Source organism: Arthrobacter oryzae (genome assembly GCF_030812315.1).
Classification (GTDB): Bacteria; Actinomycetota; Actinomycetes; order Actinomycetales; family Micrococcaceae; genus Arthrobacter; species Arthrobacter oryzae_B.
Window position 1 is genome coordinate 55,373 of record NZ_JAUSSM010000016.1, and the last position, 14,775, is coordinate 70,147.

Consider the following 14,775-nt stretch of genomic DNA (forward strand, 5'->3'; position numbering starts at 1 on the left):
CCTGCGCCAGAAGGCCCGACGCACAGGAGGTGGGAAGCGTGCCAACCAGCAAAGACGTCGCGGAAGCGGCCGGCGTTGCCCAAAGCACCGTCTCCTACGTCCTGAGCGGCAAGCGGCCCATCTCGGAGAAGACCCGAAAAAAGGTCGAAGCGGCAATTGAGCAGCTGACCTACCAGCCCAATGCCGGCGCCCGGGCGCTGGCCAGCCGCAAGACCCGCGTCATCGGCCTGGTCATTCCGTTTATCCCCGAGCTTCATATGGCGTCGATCATGGAGTTTGTTTCCGTGATCGCCAACACCGCCCGCCAGCACGATCACGACATTCTGCTGGTCACGGAGGACGAGGGCGCCCCGGGGCTCCGGCGGGTGGTGGGCCAACAGATCTGCGACGGGCTCATCCTCATGCAGGTGGAGGGCAACGACGAACGCCTTCCCGTGGTCCGCAGCCTGAACGTACCGGTGGTGCTCATCGGAATACCCCGGGATCCAACAGGCCTGGTCTGCATCGATGCGGACTTCGAAATGGCCGGCGATCAGTGCGTGCGGGACCTGGCAGCAGCCGGGCACTCCGTGGTTTCCGTGATCGATTGGCAGCCCGAGGTAGTGGACCGCCATGTGAACTACGTGGACCGTTTCATGCGCGGGACCGATAAGGCCGCAGGTGAACTCGGAGTGACAGTGCTGCACCTGCCGGGAGGCACTGACCGGGACGTCATTGCCGATTCCGTGGACAAGGCCCTGGCCAAAACCACGGGAAGCCCGGCCTTCATCGCACCGGACGGCACGGTCCAGGACCTTCTGCGCCGGGTCCTGTCCAGCCGCGGCCTCACTCCGGGAGTGGACGTGTCCGTCATCGGCAGCGCCTCCCCGACGCTTGCCGACCTCCAGCCCATCCCGCTTACCACCATCGACCTGCGGCCGGCGGAAGTTTCCCGCCGCGCAGTGAAGATCATCTGCCAGCTCCTCGAAGCCGACTCCCAGGGACCACACGAATCCCTGGAGTTGGTTCCCACGGTGATCACGCACCGATCCAGCACGCTCCGCCCACCCCGCGGCGCCTAGCCACCCGCCCTGCCCGCTCTTGACCAGTTTTCTTTTTTGATCATCTTTTCTTTTTTGATCATCGTCGATACGCATCGATGATTCGAACTATTCGCAAACCTACAACACAAGGAACAGACAATGAAGTCAGCAATCAGGAAAAACCGGCCCCTTGCCGTGGCCGTCACCGCCCTCGTGGGACTGCCGGTCCTGCTCTCCGGGTGCGGCACCACCGCCTCATCTTCCACGGAGTCAGTTTCGGAGATCGCCGTCATGGATTACTACAACAACGAACCGGACAAGGGCTTCATTGGCGACGCCCTCAACGCCTGCGGCACCAAGGCGGGCGTCACCATCAAACGGGAGACAGTGCCCGGCAAATCGCTGATCTCCAAGGTCCTCCAGCAGTCCTCCTCCAAGACCCTGCCCGACGTCCTGATGCTGGACAACCCGGACCTGCAGCAGATTGCGGCCACCGGCGCGTTGGCTCCCTTGGCTGATTTCGACATCAGTACCGCGGACTTCGCCCCCGGCGTCCTCAGCGCGGGCACCTACAAGGACAAGGTGTACGGGCTGGCCCCCACCGTCAACACCATCGCCCTGTTCTACAACAAGGACATCCTGGCGAAGGCCGGCGTCACCCCGCCCGCCACGTGGGACGAACTGGAAGCGGCGGCCGCGAAGCTGACGTCCGGGGACCAGTACGGGCTGGCCTTCAACGCCAACCCCACCTATGAAGGCACCTGGCAGTTCCTGCCGGTCATGTGGTCCAATGGCGGCGACGAAAAGAACATCGACACCGAGGAAACGGCACAGGCCCTGAAGCTCTGGACCGACCTGGTGAAGGACGGTTCGGTGTCCTCATCGGCCCTGAACTGGACGCAGGCCGACGTCAAGGACCAGTTCCTGGCGGGCAAAGCCGCCATGATGGTCAACGGTCCGTGGCAGATCCCCTCCCTCGACAAGCAGGCCTCGCTGCAGTACGGCGTGGTGAAGATCCCGGTCCGGGAAGCCAGCCAGACAGCTGTTGCCCCGCTCGGAGGAGAAGTCTGGACCGTTCCGCAGACCGGGAACAAAGCCCGCCAGGCCAAGGCCGCAGAGGTGGTCTCCTGCCTGAACAGCGACGAAAACCAGCTGGCCATGGCCAAGGTCCGGAACACCATCCCCTCCAAGACCACCCTGGCTGCCAAGTTCGCCGAGGAAAACCCCAAACTCGCCACCTTCACCGAACTCGTGAAGACGGCACGCGCCCGCACCGGACAGCTCGGCGAGGAATGGCCCGCGCAGGCAACCAAGATCTACACCGCCATCCAGACCGCGCTCACGGGCAAGGCGTCCCCGTCCGAAGCCCTGAAGCAAGCGCAGGGACAGTAGGCACCGGGCCATGTCACTGACCACTGATCTCTCGCAGGCGCCGCCACCCCACGAAAACGCGGCCAAAGGAATGCCGGGCGGGGGGAAGGCCGGCGGCGGGACACTGGACACCGTTCCCGCGCCGCGGCGCCGCAGCCGCCAGCGGCGGGAGCGCCTCTTCCAGTGGCTGTTCCTTGTCCCCGCCGTCGTCTACATGGCATTGTTCTTCGGCTACCCCGTGGTCAAGAACGTCGTCATGAGCTTCCAGGACTACACCACGGCCACGTTCTTCACCGGCGAAGCCCCGTGGGTGGGGCTTGCCAACTACGTGACGGTCCTGTCGTCGTCGTTGTTCTCCACGTCCCTGCTCAACACCGCGCTGTTCACGGTTGGGTCCATTCTGGGCCAGTTCGTGATCGGGCTTGCGCTGGCCATCTTCTTCCAGCGGAAGTTCCCGCTCAACGGGATCCTCCGGAGTTTGCTCCTTCTCCCCTGGCTGCTGCCGCTGATTGTCTCCAGCGCTGTGTGGCGCTGGATCCTGGACAAGGACAGCGGCGCGCTGAACCGGTTCCTGGGCGACCTGAACATCGTGGACACCGGGGTGCCGTGGCTGACCAGCACGTCGCTGGCGCTCATCGCCGTCGTCGGGGTCAACATCTGGATCGGCATCCCGTTCAACCTGACCATCCTCTACGGCGGCCTGCAGGAAATCCCCGACGAGCTGTATGAAGCCGGCTCCCTGGACGGCGCCACGGGATGGAAGGCATTCCGGCACATCACCTGGCCCATGCTCCGGCCGGTGGTGAGCGTGGTCCTGGTGCTCGGCGTTGTGTACACGCTCAAGGTCCTGGACATCATCCTGGGCCTGACCAACGGCGGCCCCGCCAACTCTACCCAGACCATCGCGACGCAGTCCTATGCGCTCTCCTTCCAGGAATTCAAGTTCGGCGAGGGCGCCGCGCTGGGCAACATCCTGGTGATCATTTCGCTGGTGTTCGCGGTCCTGTACCTCCGCGCCAGCCGGCGAGCCGTGGACGAGTGAGGAAACCATGACGACGACGACAATCACCTCCCGCACGGGCCTCACCCGCACCGGCCGCGGCGGACGCAAGGGGACCGGTCGCGGTTCCGGGCCCGCCCCGGACCGCCAGAACTGGGGTTCCACAGCGCTGGCCATCTTCTTCCTGGCCATCATGCTGTTCCCGGTCTACTGGATGGTCAACGCCTCGCTGCAGCCCAACGGCACCACGCTGGAAACGTCCTGGCTGCCGCTGAAACCGGACTTCACCGGCTACGCCACCGCCATCAGTGAACAGGGCGGCAACCTGGGCACCAGCCTGGTCATTTCGCTCGGCAGCGTGGCGCTGAGCCTGGCCATCGCCGCTCCGGCAGCGTATGCCTTGGCCTACTTCAAGGTCCGCGGCGCCGGCATCGTGCTGTTCGCGATCCTGATCAGCCAGATGATTCCCGGCATCGTGGTGGCCAACGCCCTCTACACCGCCTACAACGACCTCGGCCTGCTCAACTCCATCCCAGGGCTGATCCTGGCCGACTCGGCGCACGGCATCCCGTTCGCGATCCTGATCATCCGGGCGTTCATGAACGGCATGCCTGCCTCGGTGATCGAGGCGGCCAGGGTGGACGGCGCCGGGCACATCCGGGCGTTCTGGTCCATCGTTCTGCCGCTGAGCCGGAACTCGCTCATCACCGCCGGGCTGTTCACGTTCCTGTTCGCCTGGAGCGACTTCCTGTTCGCCCTGACGCTCACCACCACCGAGGCCGTCCGGCCCGTGACCCTGGGCATTTTCCAGTACATCGGCGCGTACGTGAACGACTGGAGTTCGGTCATGGCGACTGCGGTGCTCGCCTCCATTCCGGCCATCGTCCTGCTGGTGGCTGCCCAGAAGTACATCGCCGCGGGCACGACCGGCGGCGCGGTTAAGTAGCTAATCCCTCAACTTTCCAACCACCCACTTCTTTCTAGGAGCAACCATGACACCGCAAGCAACCCCGCAAAACGGCACTGTCCGCGTCACCGTCTGGAGCGAGAACCGGCACGAAAAGCGCGACGAACTCGTGGCCCGCCTCTATCCCGACGGCATGCACGGCGCCGTCAAGGCAGGCATCGAAGAAAATCTCGGCAGCAAGGTCAGCGTCCGCACCGCCACGCTGGACGAGCCCGAGCACGGCCTCACCGAGGAAGTCCTGGCCAATACCGACGTCCTGACCTGGTGGGGGCACATGTCCCACGGCGACGTGGACGACGAAATCGTGGAGCGGGTGCACGGCCATGTTCTGGCCGGCATGGGCCTGATCGTGCTGCACTCCGGACACTGGTCCAAGATCTTCACCAAGCTCATGGGCACGTCCTGCACCCTGCGCTGGCGTTCCGAGCAGGACCGCGAACTTGTCTGGACCGTGGACCCCACCCACCCGATCGCCAAGGGCGTGCCGCACCCCATCGTGATCGACCAGCAGGAAATGTACGGCGAATTCTTCGACATCCCCACCCCCGAGGAACTCGTGTTCATCAGTTCCTTCAGCGGCGGCGAAGTCTTCCGCTCCGGCTGCACATTCCGCCGTGGCCACGGCAAGATCTTCTTCTTCAGCCCGGGCGACCAGGACTACCCCGTGTACCACCACAAGGACGTCCGCCGGGTCATCGCGAACGCCGTCGAGTGGGCCGTCACCGACCGCCCCGAGCGTGCCTATCCCGAACTGCTGCGCTACGAAACGAACGATTTCTTCAACGGCAAGAGCTACCAGGGGGCCACCGCGTGAGCACCCCCTTCGCCACCATTCCCGACGACGGAACTCCGCTGCGCGTCGTCGTCGTCGGTGCCGGCGGCATGGGCCGCGCCTGGCTGAACACGGTCGAACAGTCACCGGAGGTGGAACTGGCCGGCATCGTGGACCTTGACCTTGATGCCGCCCGCGCGGCAGCCGCCGCCATCGGGCGCCCGGACCTTCCGGTCGGGACCGTCACCGCAGCGCTGGCGGCCGACGTCGGAGCCCGGGCCGTCATCAACGTCACCGTCCCTGCGGCGCACCACCCGGTGACCACGGAGGCGCTGTCCGCCGGCCTGCCGGTCCTCGGCGAAAAGCCCGTGGCCTCCACCGTGGTGCAGGGCCTGTCCCTTGCCGCCGCCGCGGAACTGTCCGGCCAGCTGTTTATGGTCAGCCAGTCCCGCCGCTACAACCGGCAGCTTTTCGAGGCGAAGCGCCTGGCCGCCTCGCTGGGCAGCGTCGGGATCGTTTCGGCCGAATTCTTCAAGGCCCCGCACTTCGGCGGCTTCCGCGACGCCATGGACCACCCTCTCCTGCTGGACATGGCCATCCACCAGTTCGACATGGCCCGGTTCCTGCTCGACGCCGACCCGGTCTCGGTCTTCTGCGAGGAGTACAACCCGTCGTGGAGCTGGTACCGCGGGGATGCCGGGGCCAGCGCCATTTTCGAAATGACGGGCGGCGAAAGATTCGTTTTCACCGGCAGCTGGTGCAGCCCCGGACAGGAGACGTCCTGGAACGCTTCATGGCGGATCAGCGGCGAACACGGCACCGTGCTGTGGGACGGCGACAACGATCCGACAGTGGAAACGGCGGAATCAACTGGAGCCACCGGGACAGCCGGCGGCCAGGATCCCGGTCAGGAAATCGCCGGCTCACTGCGGGACTTCGTGGCAGCGCTCCGCACCGGGAGCACCCCGATGGGACAGGTCCACCGCAACATCATGAGCCTGGTGATGGTGGAGGCCGCCGTGCTCAGCGCCTCCACCGGAACCAGGGTTTCCGTCGATGCCCTGCTGGAGGAGTCCTACCGGCAGGCCATCCTGGAAGAGCGCGATCCCGGCGCGCTGGAGGTCCTCAAGTCCTGGCCTTCCGCCCGGACCGCCCTGTCCGCGCGTTAGGAAGTCCGCGTCCTAGGCCGTTCGCGTCCTGGGCGTCCGGATCCTAGAACATCGGCAACAGGAAGCCGGCAACCATGGCCGCCGCCCCGATGCCGGTCAGGATCCAGCCAAGGACTCCGGCCGCCTCCCCTCGAACCTCCGGCGCACTGGTCTGCCAGCGGGTGGGCGTCTTCACCGCGTAATGAATGGTGACGGCGTCCCCCGGGGCCATGTGCCGGATGTCATGCGGCGACATCGGTGCATTATGGACCTGGTAGTGGTGGTCGAACCAGCGGAAACCCACTCCTGTCTCGTCGGAGTAGACCACGCCCTCCGACTGGGTCCACTGATCCTCGAACCGCCGCATCGTCCCGACGGCCACCAGCAGTATGAGACCGGCAGGCAGGCAAATCCACGTCAGCACTTCGAGGATGGGGCCAGCAATGTCGAGAACTCCGGGCATGGTCATGATGCTACCGTTCCCGTACGCCCGATGCGGACCCGAAAAGTCGCATGGAAAATAGCGAAGCCGGTTGCACCTAGGGTGGAGGGGCAACGGTCGGCATCCGCCTTCCTGCGACTGATCAACTGATTGAGGAAACAAACATGGGTTTGGGCGACAAGATCAAGAACGCGACCGAGAAAGCAATCGGCGAGGCCAAGGAAGCTTTCGGCAAACTGACTGGCAACGGCAAGCTCGAGACCGAGGGCAAGATTGATCAGGGCACGGCCGACGCGAAGCACGCCGCCGAGGACGTCAAGGACACCATCAACGACAAGTAGTCGTTACCGGATGGCCGGGCCGCGGAGACTTCCGCGGCCCGGCCATTTTTTATGCCCGCCGGCCGGGACCTTCGCCCCTTCCGCCTTGGAGCATCGGCGGCCAGTCTGGTCACATGGCAGCCCGCCCCGGGGGGAAACAGACACGGGCAGGCAATTGATCGGCACAGGCGGCGACGGCCATGGACGAGGCAGTGGTCCACATCAGCGGCTTCCGGATGGACTTCGCGGACACCACCGTGGTCCGCAACCTATCCTTCGACGTCCGGAAAGGCGAGACCTTCGGATTCCTGGGCAGCAACGGCTCAGGAAAGACCACCACCATCCGCGCACTGCTGGGTCTCTACGAGCCCACGGCAGGGATCCTGCACGTTAACGGGCGCCCCTTCAAACCGGAGGACGGCGGCCGGCTGGGCTACCTTCCCGAGGAACGAGGGCTGTACAAGAAGGAAAAGGTCATTGATGTCATGACCTACTTCGGCCGGCTCAAGGGACTGGACCGGCACGCCGCGCGGCAGTGGTCGCTGGCGTACCTGGACCGCGTGGACTTGGCCGGCAAGGCCTCCACCCAGGTGGACAAGCTCTCCAGCGGCGAGCAGCAGAAGGTCCAGCTCGGCGTAACCATCATGAACCGTCCCGAGCTCCTCATCCTGGACGAACCAACCAAGGGTTTCGACCCGGTGAACCGCCGGCTGCTGATGGATATCATCGCGGAGCAGAAGAACGACGGCGCCACAGTGGTCATGGTGACCCACCAGATGGAGGAGGTGGAGCGGCTCTGTGACCGCATTATCCTTCTGAAGGACGGCACGTCCGAGGCCTACGGCACCATCGATGAAGTCCAGAACAAGTACGGCGGAAGGGTTGTCCGCCTCCGGCACTCAGGATCCATTCCGGCTTCACCCCACTATGAGGTAACGCTGAAGGAAACCAACTATGCCGAGCTGTCCATCTCTGATGACACCGATGAAGCGTCCATCCTACGGGAACTCATGGACGCCGGCGTGGTGATCCGCAGTTTCACCACCACCAAGATCTCGCTGGAGGACATCTTCATCCGCGTCTACGGCGAGCAGAACACACCGCCGTCGCCAGTCGCCGCCGGCGTGGGCCTAAGGGCGGGGGCTTAGACGTGGCGCAGCACAATCTGGGCACGGTGATCAGGTTCGAGTTCGTCCGCACGGTCACCAAGGCGCGGTTCTGGATCGGAACACTGTCCGTGCCCGTCATCATGGCCATCGTGTTCGGGATGATCTTCCTTAGCAACACGAGCACCAGCACAGCCGCCGAGGCCCAGAAGAACGCCCAGTTCAGCATCTCCTACGTGGATGCCTCCGGCCTGATCACCCCTGCCGATGCCGCCGCGTTCGGTGCCATTGCCGCGGCGTCGTCCGACGCCGGGATCCGGGACGTCCAGTCCGGCGCCGTCGATGCCTTCTTTGAGTTTCCGGCACATCCCGAGAAGACGGCAGTGCGGGTTTACGGGACGGACAAGGGTGTGTTCGAGAACGGCAAGTACGCCGCCGTCGCCCAGGCCATGCTCGCCCACGCCGTTGCCTTGAGGATCGGCTCGCCGCAGCTCTCCAGCCTGGCGGGCGGGACTGTGCAGGTGGAAACCGTCACGTACCAGGGCGCCGACGTGGCCGGGGGCATGAACTCCGTGATTCCGCCGCTTGCCTTCCTGGTGGCCTTCTACGGACTCGTGGTGCTCCTCGCCGGACAGATGCTGAATTCCACGCTGGAGGAAAAGGAGAACCGGGTCACCGAAATGATCCTGACCACGCTGAAACCCACCACCCTCATCACCGGCAAGGTGCTGGCGCTGTTCATGGTGGGCATTGTGCAGGTGGCCGTTTTCGCTTCCCCCGTCCTGATCGGCGCGCTCTTCTACCGTGACGCCCTGAGCATCCCCGAGTTCGAGGCGTCCCAGCTGCTCTTCGACCCCGCGCGCATGAGCGTCGGCTTCCTGATCCTCGTGGGCGGCTTCGCCCTGTTCACCACCACCCTGGTGGCCATCGGCGCCGTGATGCCCACAGCGAAGGAGGCAGGTAATTTCATGGGCGTGATGATCGCCTTGATTTTCATTCCCTTCTATTCAGTCAGCCTGGTGGTCTCCGAGCCGCATTCGACGATCGTGCAGGTGTTCACCTACTTTCCGTTCTCCGCGCCGGTCACGGCTTTGCTGCGGAACGCTTTCGGCTCACTGGGCAACTTTGAGGCCGCGTTGGTGATCGTCATCCTCTACGTCGGGGCCGCAGTGATGCTCCGTGTGGCCGTGCGCCTGTTCCAGTACGGCTCGATCTCCTACACCTCAAAGGTCCGCATCAGGACCGCCCTCAAAGCGGGGTCACGGCACGCCGTCGCCGGCCCTGCGCGGCCGTAGGCGAACTTCGGAGGACCGGAGGCGCAACATGCGCTTGGTGTTGCTGGGCGATGTGATGCTGGGCCGGCTGGTGAACCAGCGGCTCAAGTCGGCAACGCCTGCGTTCCCCTGGGGCGACACGCTTCCCGTCCTGGCGCAGGCGGACCTCAGGTTCGCCAACCTCGAGTGCGTACTGGCCGACGGCGGCACCCCGCAACCGGGAAAGGTGTTCCATTTCCGTTCGGACGCCCGGAACGTAGCCGTCCTGACGGCGGCCGGCATCGACGCCGTCTCCCTCGCCAACAACCACGTGCTGGACTACGGGACCGATGCCTTCCGGGAGACCCTGCCCGCGCTGGACAGCAACGGGATCCTACACGCCGGGGCAGGGCCGGACCAGGACACAGCGCGCCGGCCCGCGGTCAGGCGGGCGGGTCGAACCGCCGTCGGATTCATTGCCTTCACGGACAACCAGCCGGACTGGGAGGCCGGGCCGCGTCGGCCCGGGGTCTATTACGTCCCGGCGGACGGGAATGCCCGTGACGATCCACGGGCCCGGGACCTGCTGGCGCTGGTACGCCGCACCAAGGCCCGCGTGGACCTGATGGTGGTTTCGGCGCACTGGGGCGGCAACTGGGGTGCCGACGTGCCGCCGGGGCACCGCCACCTGGGCAAGGCGCTGGTCGACGCCGGAGCCGACGTTGTGTTCGGGCACTCGGCGCACATCTTCCGCGGAGTGGAGATCCACCGCGGCCGGCCCATCATCCACAGCGCCGGAGACTTCATCGACGACTATGCCGTGGACACCGAGGAGCGCAACGACCAGTCCTTCATCTTTTGCGTGGAGACCTCCGGAGGCGTTCCCGTCCGGCTGCGGCTCCATCCGACCGTCATCGCCGGTTTCCAGGCGCGGCTGGCCGGGAAAAGCTCGCAACGGATCGCTACACGGATGCAGGGGCTTTGCGCCGAGCTGGGAACATGGAGTGGATGGTCCGCCGAAACGACCACACTGGAAATACCGGTGGGCAGTTAGTCCCGTTTGTCCCGCTCGCTGAATTCCTCATCGAGGTCGTAGTGCCTGAATTCCGTTTCGGGATTCGGTTCGCCCTCGGCCACATACTCGTAATCGAGTTGGCGCTGGACCTGGCTGTCGAGGACTTGGAGGTCCTTGTCCCCGACCGTGGAGAGATCCTCCGGAAACTCGTCTTCCGGGGTGAGATGCAGCTTCTCTGACATGTGGTGCCTCTCTTGGCCAGGAACTGGGGTGCTGTTCTGGCAGCATCCTGGCTCCTCCAGATTATCCGCACCTGCCAGTGGGCGGAAGCCCAGCAGACGGCAGCCTGGCCAGCGGAAGCCTCAGCTAAGGGTTGCTGGCCAGACCGGCCGGATTCGCCGCCGGCGCAGGGCATGTCCGCTGCTGCCCTGGCCGGTGGTCCGGGACCGGACTGCGGTGAATGCCGCGACCGCCGCCGTCAGCACCACCACCGCCGGGATGAACTGCCACCAGTCCACTGTGTCCATGCTTTGGGACGCATTCATCGACCCGTGCAGGAGTCCCAGGATGAGGATGCTTCCGCCCGTTGCGACATACGCCATGCCCAACAGGTAGCGTGCCACGAGGGCGAAGCCGAAGAGGACTCCCCACGAGAGCGCAACGTCCGCCCAAGGCGTGGCCGCGAACCCGCGCTCGGCAAAGGCCTGGGGCAAATGGATCAGGGCAAAGGGAATGGCGGTCAGCAGTGAGCCTGCGAGGACGCCCTTCCGGTCCATCAGCCGCCGCTGGCCAACCCCGGCGCGGCCTTCCGCTGCCGCCGTGACGAGGACCGCGACTCCGAGCAGGACGACCAGTTCCACCAGGAGTCCGGGGTGACGTCCTGCAGCAACAGGATGGCAAGGAACTGCGCGAGCCATGCCAGCGGGATGGCTAGGACCAGGAACGCGGCGACGGGGTGCGCCGCGATACGGGAACGGATGCTTCCGGCGGGAGCCGGTGCAGCGGGTTCAACGCTCATGGGGTGCCTCGGTTCAGGCTTTACATCAATGTTAGGACAGCCGCCAGACGTAGGCGTAGGGCTGCGGGAACTGGGTGATCCGGAAGGCCCTGACCACGATTTTGGCCGGGCCCGGCGGCATGGCGGTCCACAGGACCTGTTCCACGTTGTTCCGGTGGTCGAAGCCGGCGGTTGTGCCGGAATTTCCGTGGCGTTCGCTGCCGTCGGCGGCGAGCGCTATGAGGTCGAGGTCGTTCTGGAGCTGCGGGCCAGGCGGGTCGGACCACACTAGGGTGATCTTGAGCGTGGCCCCGGCCGCGGCGGGTTCCGGGTCGCCGGCCGGGCCACGGTGCCGCTTTGCTTTGGCAGCGGCCTTGGGGACCTCCTCGGGGATGTCGATGGTGATGGAGTCCTCCTGTCCCTGTTCCAGCGGGCCCCCTTCGCCCAGGCCCGAGTTGCCGGGCTGCCCGGGGAGGACCACGGACCGGGCGAGGTTCACCCTGCCCCAGCCGGAGTTTCCGTTCGGCGATTCCCCGGCTTCGCTGGGGTTGTATTGGCCGGGCAGCACGTCCGCGCCGTTGATCAGGAGGGCTTTGACCAGTGCAGCGGTTGGCGCGGCAAGGCCATTTTTCACCAGGGTCTCCCGCAGCACGGCGGCGCAGCCGGCAACCAGCGGGGTTGCCATGGAGGTGCCGGAATCGAAAAAGAACAGCGGGTCCGTGGACGTGCCGAAGGTGTTGCCCATCGGGGCGTTCCGTGAGAGCGCGGACAGGATGCTTGTTCCCGGCGCTACGACGTCGGGCTTGATGCGGCCCTCCTTGGTGGGCCCGCGGCTGGAGAAGGCGACCATGCCATCCGGGTTGTTCGCCTGTTTGTCCCGTTTCACGGGATTCGCGGGAAAGTCTCCCGGCCAGTAGGTGCCGTAGGACGGCGCGAACTCCTTGCGGAGGCTTTCACTGGCGCCCACGGTGATGCAGTTCTTGGCGGCGGACTGGGAGCCGATGGAGTTCGAGTCCACCGTGCCGTCGCTGTTGCCGTCCATGCCGTCGTTCCCGGCCGCGAAGCAGATCACCTGGTCCGGGTGGTTCCAGATGAATTCGTCGATCTCACGCGAGCTGGCGTCGTACGGAAGGTTGAGTCCGGGGACGCCCCAGGAGTTCGTGTGCACGCGGGCGCCGTCGTCATACGTCGTTTGGAAGAGGTCATTGAGGTTAACGGGGATGCCGCCCAGGCCGCCGTTGGCGTCGAGAACGCTCTGCAGGATCAGCTGTGCCTCGGGCGCCGTTCCCTCGATGTCTCCGCCCATGGTGGCCGAGTTTCCACTGCCCAGCACGGAGCCTGCGACGTGGGTGCCGTGGCCGTGCGGATCGTCAGCCTTCGCCGGCGCCGTCCGTCCCAGGGCGTAGAGCGCCTGGACCCGTCCGGTGAACGCCGGATGCGGATTGGCGGCGTCGCCGGTATCGAAGCCGGTGTCCGCCACCGCCACCACTTCGCCGTCGCCGCGGTACGTTGTCCCGTTGAGCTGGACCTGGGCATTCAGGATTTCCCGGGCCACGTTGTTGAACAGCTGGCGGTCGCGCACCGGGTGGATCTCGCGGATCTCATCGATTTTCGCCAGCTCGGGCAGCTGGCCCACCGAAGTGGTGATGCGCAGCTTGCCCGGTGTCACCGCCACCGCGTCCGGCTCCACCCGGGCTGCCGCGGCTACGCGTGCGACCAAATCCGCGCCCGCCTCGATGCCAGGGTGCAGGAGCAGATCCACGCGTTGCAGCCGGCGGTCCGGATGCGGTTCGTGGTCCGCCAGCGACCGGACGTTGCCGGTGTCCGCGTTGCGGGACAGCAGGGGCGGGGGAATCTTGAACACGCGGGAGTAGACGTCAGCCCAGCTCACGAACGGCAGCGCACGCACCCGGTTCAGGTCTTCCGGCGGGAACGCGGCGAGGTAGGTATTGTCCGAGACGTATTCCTGCATCTCGACGTCGATGCCCGCAAGTTCCGCGCGCTGTTCCGCTGTCAGCGGTTCGGCGGTCTGGATGAGGATATGGTCCGACTCCGAGGCGTCCTCGGCAACCAGCCCGGCATCACGCAGGGCACGGTTCTGTTTGATCGGATCAATGGTGATGCCGTTGATGGTGATTTCAGACATGGAATTGTGCCTCCAGGCGATCCGCCAAGAATAGGCCGCCGCAAACTGGCTCGGCACCCGGCGGCCGGGTGAGCTCTAGAAGGAGACCTGGGCCCCCGCCGAGCGACGGCCCCGGAAGGTGAGCGTCAGCCTACGCTCGGCACCCTAGGCGGTCAATGGCACGCGGAACGAGGCACTGTGACGCAGAGCACACAAGAAGTTCCATCCAAATGATTGCCTTACGGCCCGGCGGTCCGCCACACTAAGGATGGATCCGCAGGAACGGCAAACGTTCCCGATCCCTCCGCCGGACGCAACGCGCCGGCCACGCCCCATCACAGAATGCCGGGCACCTTCGAACCACCTTCAGCCTTAGCCGGCATTTCTTTGCCCTACCCAATTTTCCCTACCGGAAACAGCCCTCACCAAAACCACCCTCAGATACTCCTGCCCCTTCACCGCGAAAGAGAGCACGCCATGATCAAGCACCACTCCGACATCCTCCTCGAGATCATTGCCCACGATCCCGCAACCATCGAAAACGACCTCAACAGTGCCGTCGACATTGCCCTCCGGCACGCCATGCAGGAACGCCGCCACGGCGTGCTGGTCACGCAGACCGGGTTCTCCACCTACACGGTGGCCGTGAGCCGCGACGTGCCCTACGGCGAAACCCGGGAACTGCGCCAATGGGCCTCGATGGCGTAGGGACACGCCGCGGCCACCTGCCTGTACGCACCTACGCCCCGGCTGTAGCTTGGAACGGTAAGTCCGCCTAGTACGGGCCGGCGCTTAGAGCAGGCCGGACAGATCCGACACCGCAAGATCAGGAGCAGTCCATGAGCACGGAACATAACGAGCCCGAAGACATTGTGAGCGACGGAGTCGAGGACGGATCGAGCCCCCTGCCGAAGGACAAGCCGGCGGACCAGGCCTCCGGCCGCCACGCCGGACCCGGCCCCGTTGATGCCCGCCCCGCCGGGAACGGTTCTCCGGAGGATGACGGCACCAACCCCCCGGGGCCAGCCGAGGAGCAGGACCGTGAAACCGGAGACGACCGGGGCCTCACCACGGAACCCAGCTCCAGCGACTAAACAGGACCCGCAGGTCCTCAAGCACAGGAGAGGGGCGGGGGGGGGGGGGGGGGGCCCGGCGGGGGCCCCCCCCGGGGGGGGGGGGGGGGTTTTGGGGGCGGGGGTGGTTGGGGGGGGGGCTGCGGGGGGGGGGGGGGGGCGGC

Annotated in this window: 17 protein-coding genes; 12 read left to right on the forward strand and 5 right to left on the reverse strand. The window is 65.6% G+C overall.

What is annotated here, in order from left to right:
• The first annotated feature begins 38 nt into the window (after positions 1-38).
• The 6 genes from J2S97_RS21635 to J2S97_RS21660 all read left to right on the forward strand — a co-directional run bounded on the left by J2S97_RS21635 (position 39) and on the right by J2S97_RS21660 (position 6,301).
• Positions 39-1,061: a LacI family DNA-binding transcriptional regulator gene (locus J2S97_RS21635; RefSeq protein ID WP_307051992.1), complete on the forward strand. Its 1,023-nt coding sequence runs from the start codon at positions 39-41 to the stop codon at positions 1,059-1,061.
• 120 nt (positions 1,062-1,181) lie between these two features.
• Positions 1,182-2,414 (forward strand): sugar ABC transporter substrate-binding protein, encoded by a 1,233-nt coding sequence (locus J2S97_RS21640; RefSeq protein WP_307051993.1) that lies wholly within the window; start codon positions 1,182-1,184, stop codon positions 2,412-2,414.
• A 10-nt stretch (positions 2,415-2,424) separates the two neighbouring features.
• The gene (locus J2S97_RS21645; protein WP_373460630.1) at positions 2,425-3,435 is read left to right on the forward strand and encodes a carbohydrate ABC transporter permease; all 1,011 of its coding nucleotides are present in this window, start codon (positions 2,425-2,427) and stop codon (positions 3,433-3,435) included.
• A 151-nt stretch (positions 3,436-3,586) separates the two neighbouring features.
• Entirely contained in the window at positions 3,587-4,339 is a 753-nt protein-coding gene (locus tag J2S97_RS21650) for a carbohydrate ABC transporter permease (RefSeq protein ID WP_307052010.1), read from the forward strand.
• Between the two features lie 46 nt (positions 4,340-4,385).
• A complete protein-coding gene (locus J2S97_RS21655; protein WP_307051994.1) occupies positions 4,386-5,174 on the forward strand; it encodes a ThuA domain-containing protein in 789 nt (262 codons plus the stop codon).
• A complete protein-coding gene (locus tag J2S97_RS21660; RefSeq protein ID WP_307051995.1) occupies positions 5,171-6,301 on the forward strand; it encodes a Gfo/Idh/MocA family protein in 1,131 nt (376 codons plus the stop codon). Before J2S97_RS21655 ends, J2S97_RS21660 begins: the two co-directional genes overlap by 4 nt.
• 43 nt (positions 6,302-6,344) lie before the next feature.
• Here J2S97_RS21660 and J2S97_RS21665 read toward each other — a convergent pair whose 3' ends face one another.
• The gene (locus J2S97_RS21665; RefSeq protein WP_307051996.1) at positions 6,345-6,749 is read right to left on the reverse strand and encodes a hypothetical protein; all 405 of its coding nucleotides are present in this window, start codon (positions 6,747-6,749) and stop codon (positions 6,345-6,347) included.
• Between the two features lie 137 nt (positions 6,750-6,886).
• Here J2S97_RS21665 and J2S97_RS21670 point away from each other — a divergent pair, with 137 nt between their 5' ends.
• The 4 genes from J2S97_RS21670 to J2S97_RS21685 all read left to right on the forward strand — a co-directional run bounded on the left by J2S97_RS21670 (position 6,887) and on the right by J2S97_RS21685 (position 10,455).
• Complete coding sequence (locus J2S97_RS21670) at positions 6,887-7,063, forward strand: CsbD family protein (protein WP_307051997.1); 177 nt, start codon at positions 6,887-6,889, stop codon at positions 7,061-7,063.
• A gap of 179 nt (positions 7,064-7,242) precedes the next feature.
• Entirely contained in the window at positions 7,243-8,190 is a 948-nt protein-coding gene (locus J2S97_RS21675; protein WP_307051998.1) for an ABC transporter ATP-binding protein, read from the forward strand.
• A gap of 2 nt (positions 8,191-8,192) precedes the next feature.
• Positions 8,193-9,443 carry an ABC transporter permease gene (locus J2S97_RS21680; protein ID WP_307051999.1) on the forward strand — a complete coding sequence of 417 codons (1,251 nt, stop codon included), beginning with the start codon at positions 8,193-8,195 and terminating at the stop codon, positions 9,441-9,443.
• A 28-nt stretch (positions 9,444-9,471) separates the two neighbouring features.
• Positions 9,472-10,455 (forward strand): CapA family protein, encoded by a 984-nt coding sequence (locus J2S97_RS21685; RefSeq protein WP_307052000.1) that lies wholly within the window; start codon positions 9,472-9,474, stop codon positions 10,453-10,455.
• Here the strand turns inward: J2S97_RS21685 and J2S97_RS21690 are convergent.
• The 4 genes from J2S97_RS21690 to J2S97_RS21705 form a co-directional block, all read right to left on the reverse strand.
• Positions 10,452-10,658: a hypothetical protein gene (locus tag J2S97_RS21690; protein WP_214951118.1), complete on the reverse strand. Its 207-nt coding sequence runs from the start codon at positions 10,656-10,658 to the stop codon at positions 10,452-10,454. The two genes, J2S97_RS21685 and J2S97_RS21690, sit on opposite strands and share 4 nt — an antisense overlap.
• 120 nt (positions 10,659-10,778) lie before the next feature.
• A complete protein-coding gene (locus J2S97_RS21695; RefSeq protein WP_307052001.1) occupies positions 10,779-11,276 on the reverse strand; it encodes a CPBP family intramembrane glutamic endopeptidase in 498 nt (165 codons plus the stop codon).
• Positions 11,192-11,434: a hypothetical protein gene (locus tag J2S97_RS21700; protein WP_307052002.1), complete on the reverse strand. Its 243-nt coding sequence runs from the start codon at positions 11,432-11,434 to the stop codon at positions 11,192-11,194. The genes J2S97_RS21695 and J2S97_RS21700 overlap by 85 nt, the downstream gene beginning before the upstream one ends.
• Before the next feature lie 31 nt (positions 11,435-11,465).
• Complete coding sequence (locus tag J2S97_RS21705) at positions 11,466-13,559, reverse strand: S8 family serine peptidase (RefSeq protein ID WP_307052003.1); 2,094 nt, start codon at positions 13,557-13,559, stop codon at positions 11,466-11,468.
• Between the two features lie 456 nt (positions 13,560-14,015).
• Between J2S97_RS21705 and J2S97_RS21710 the strand changes: the two genes are divergently transcribed.
• Positions 14,016-14,246: a hypothetical protein gene (locus J2S97_RS21710; protein WP_307052004.1), complete on the forward strand. Its 231-nt coding sequence runs from the start codon at positions 14,016-14,018 to the stop codon at positions 14,244-14,246.
• A 131-nt stretch (positions 14,247-14,377) separates the two neighbouring features.
• The gene (locus J2S97_RS21715) at positions 14,378-14,632 is read left to right on the forward strand and encodes a hypothetical protein (protein WP_307052005.1); all 255 of its coding nucleotides are present in this window, start codon (positions 14,378-14,380) and stop codon (positions 14,630-14,632) included.
• Positions 14,633-14,775 lie beyond the last annotated feature (143 nt).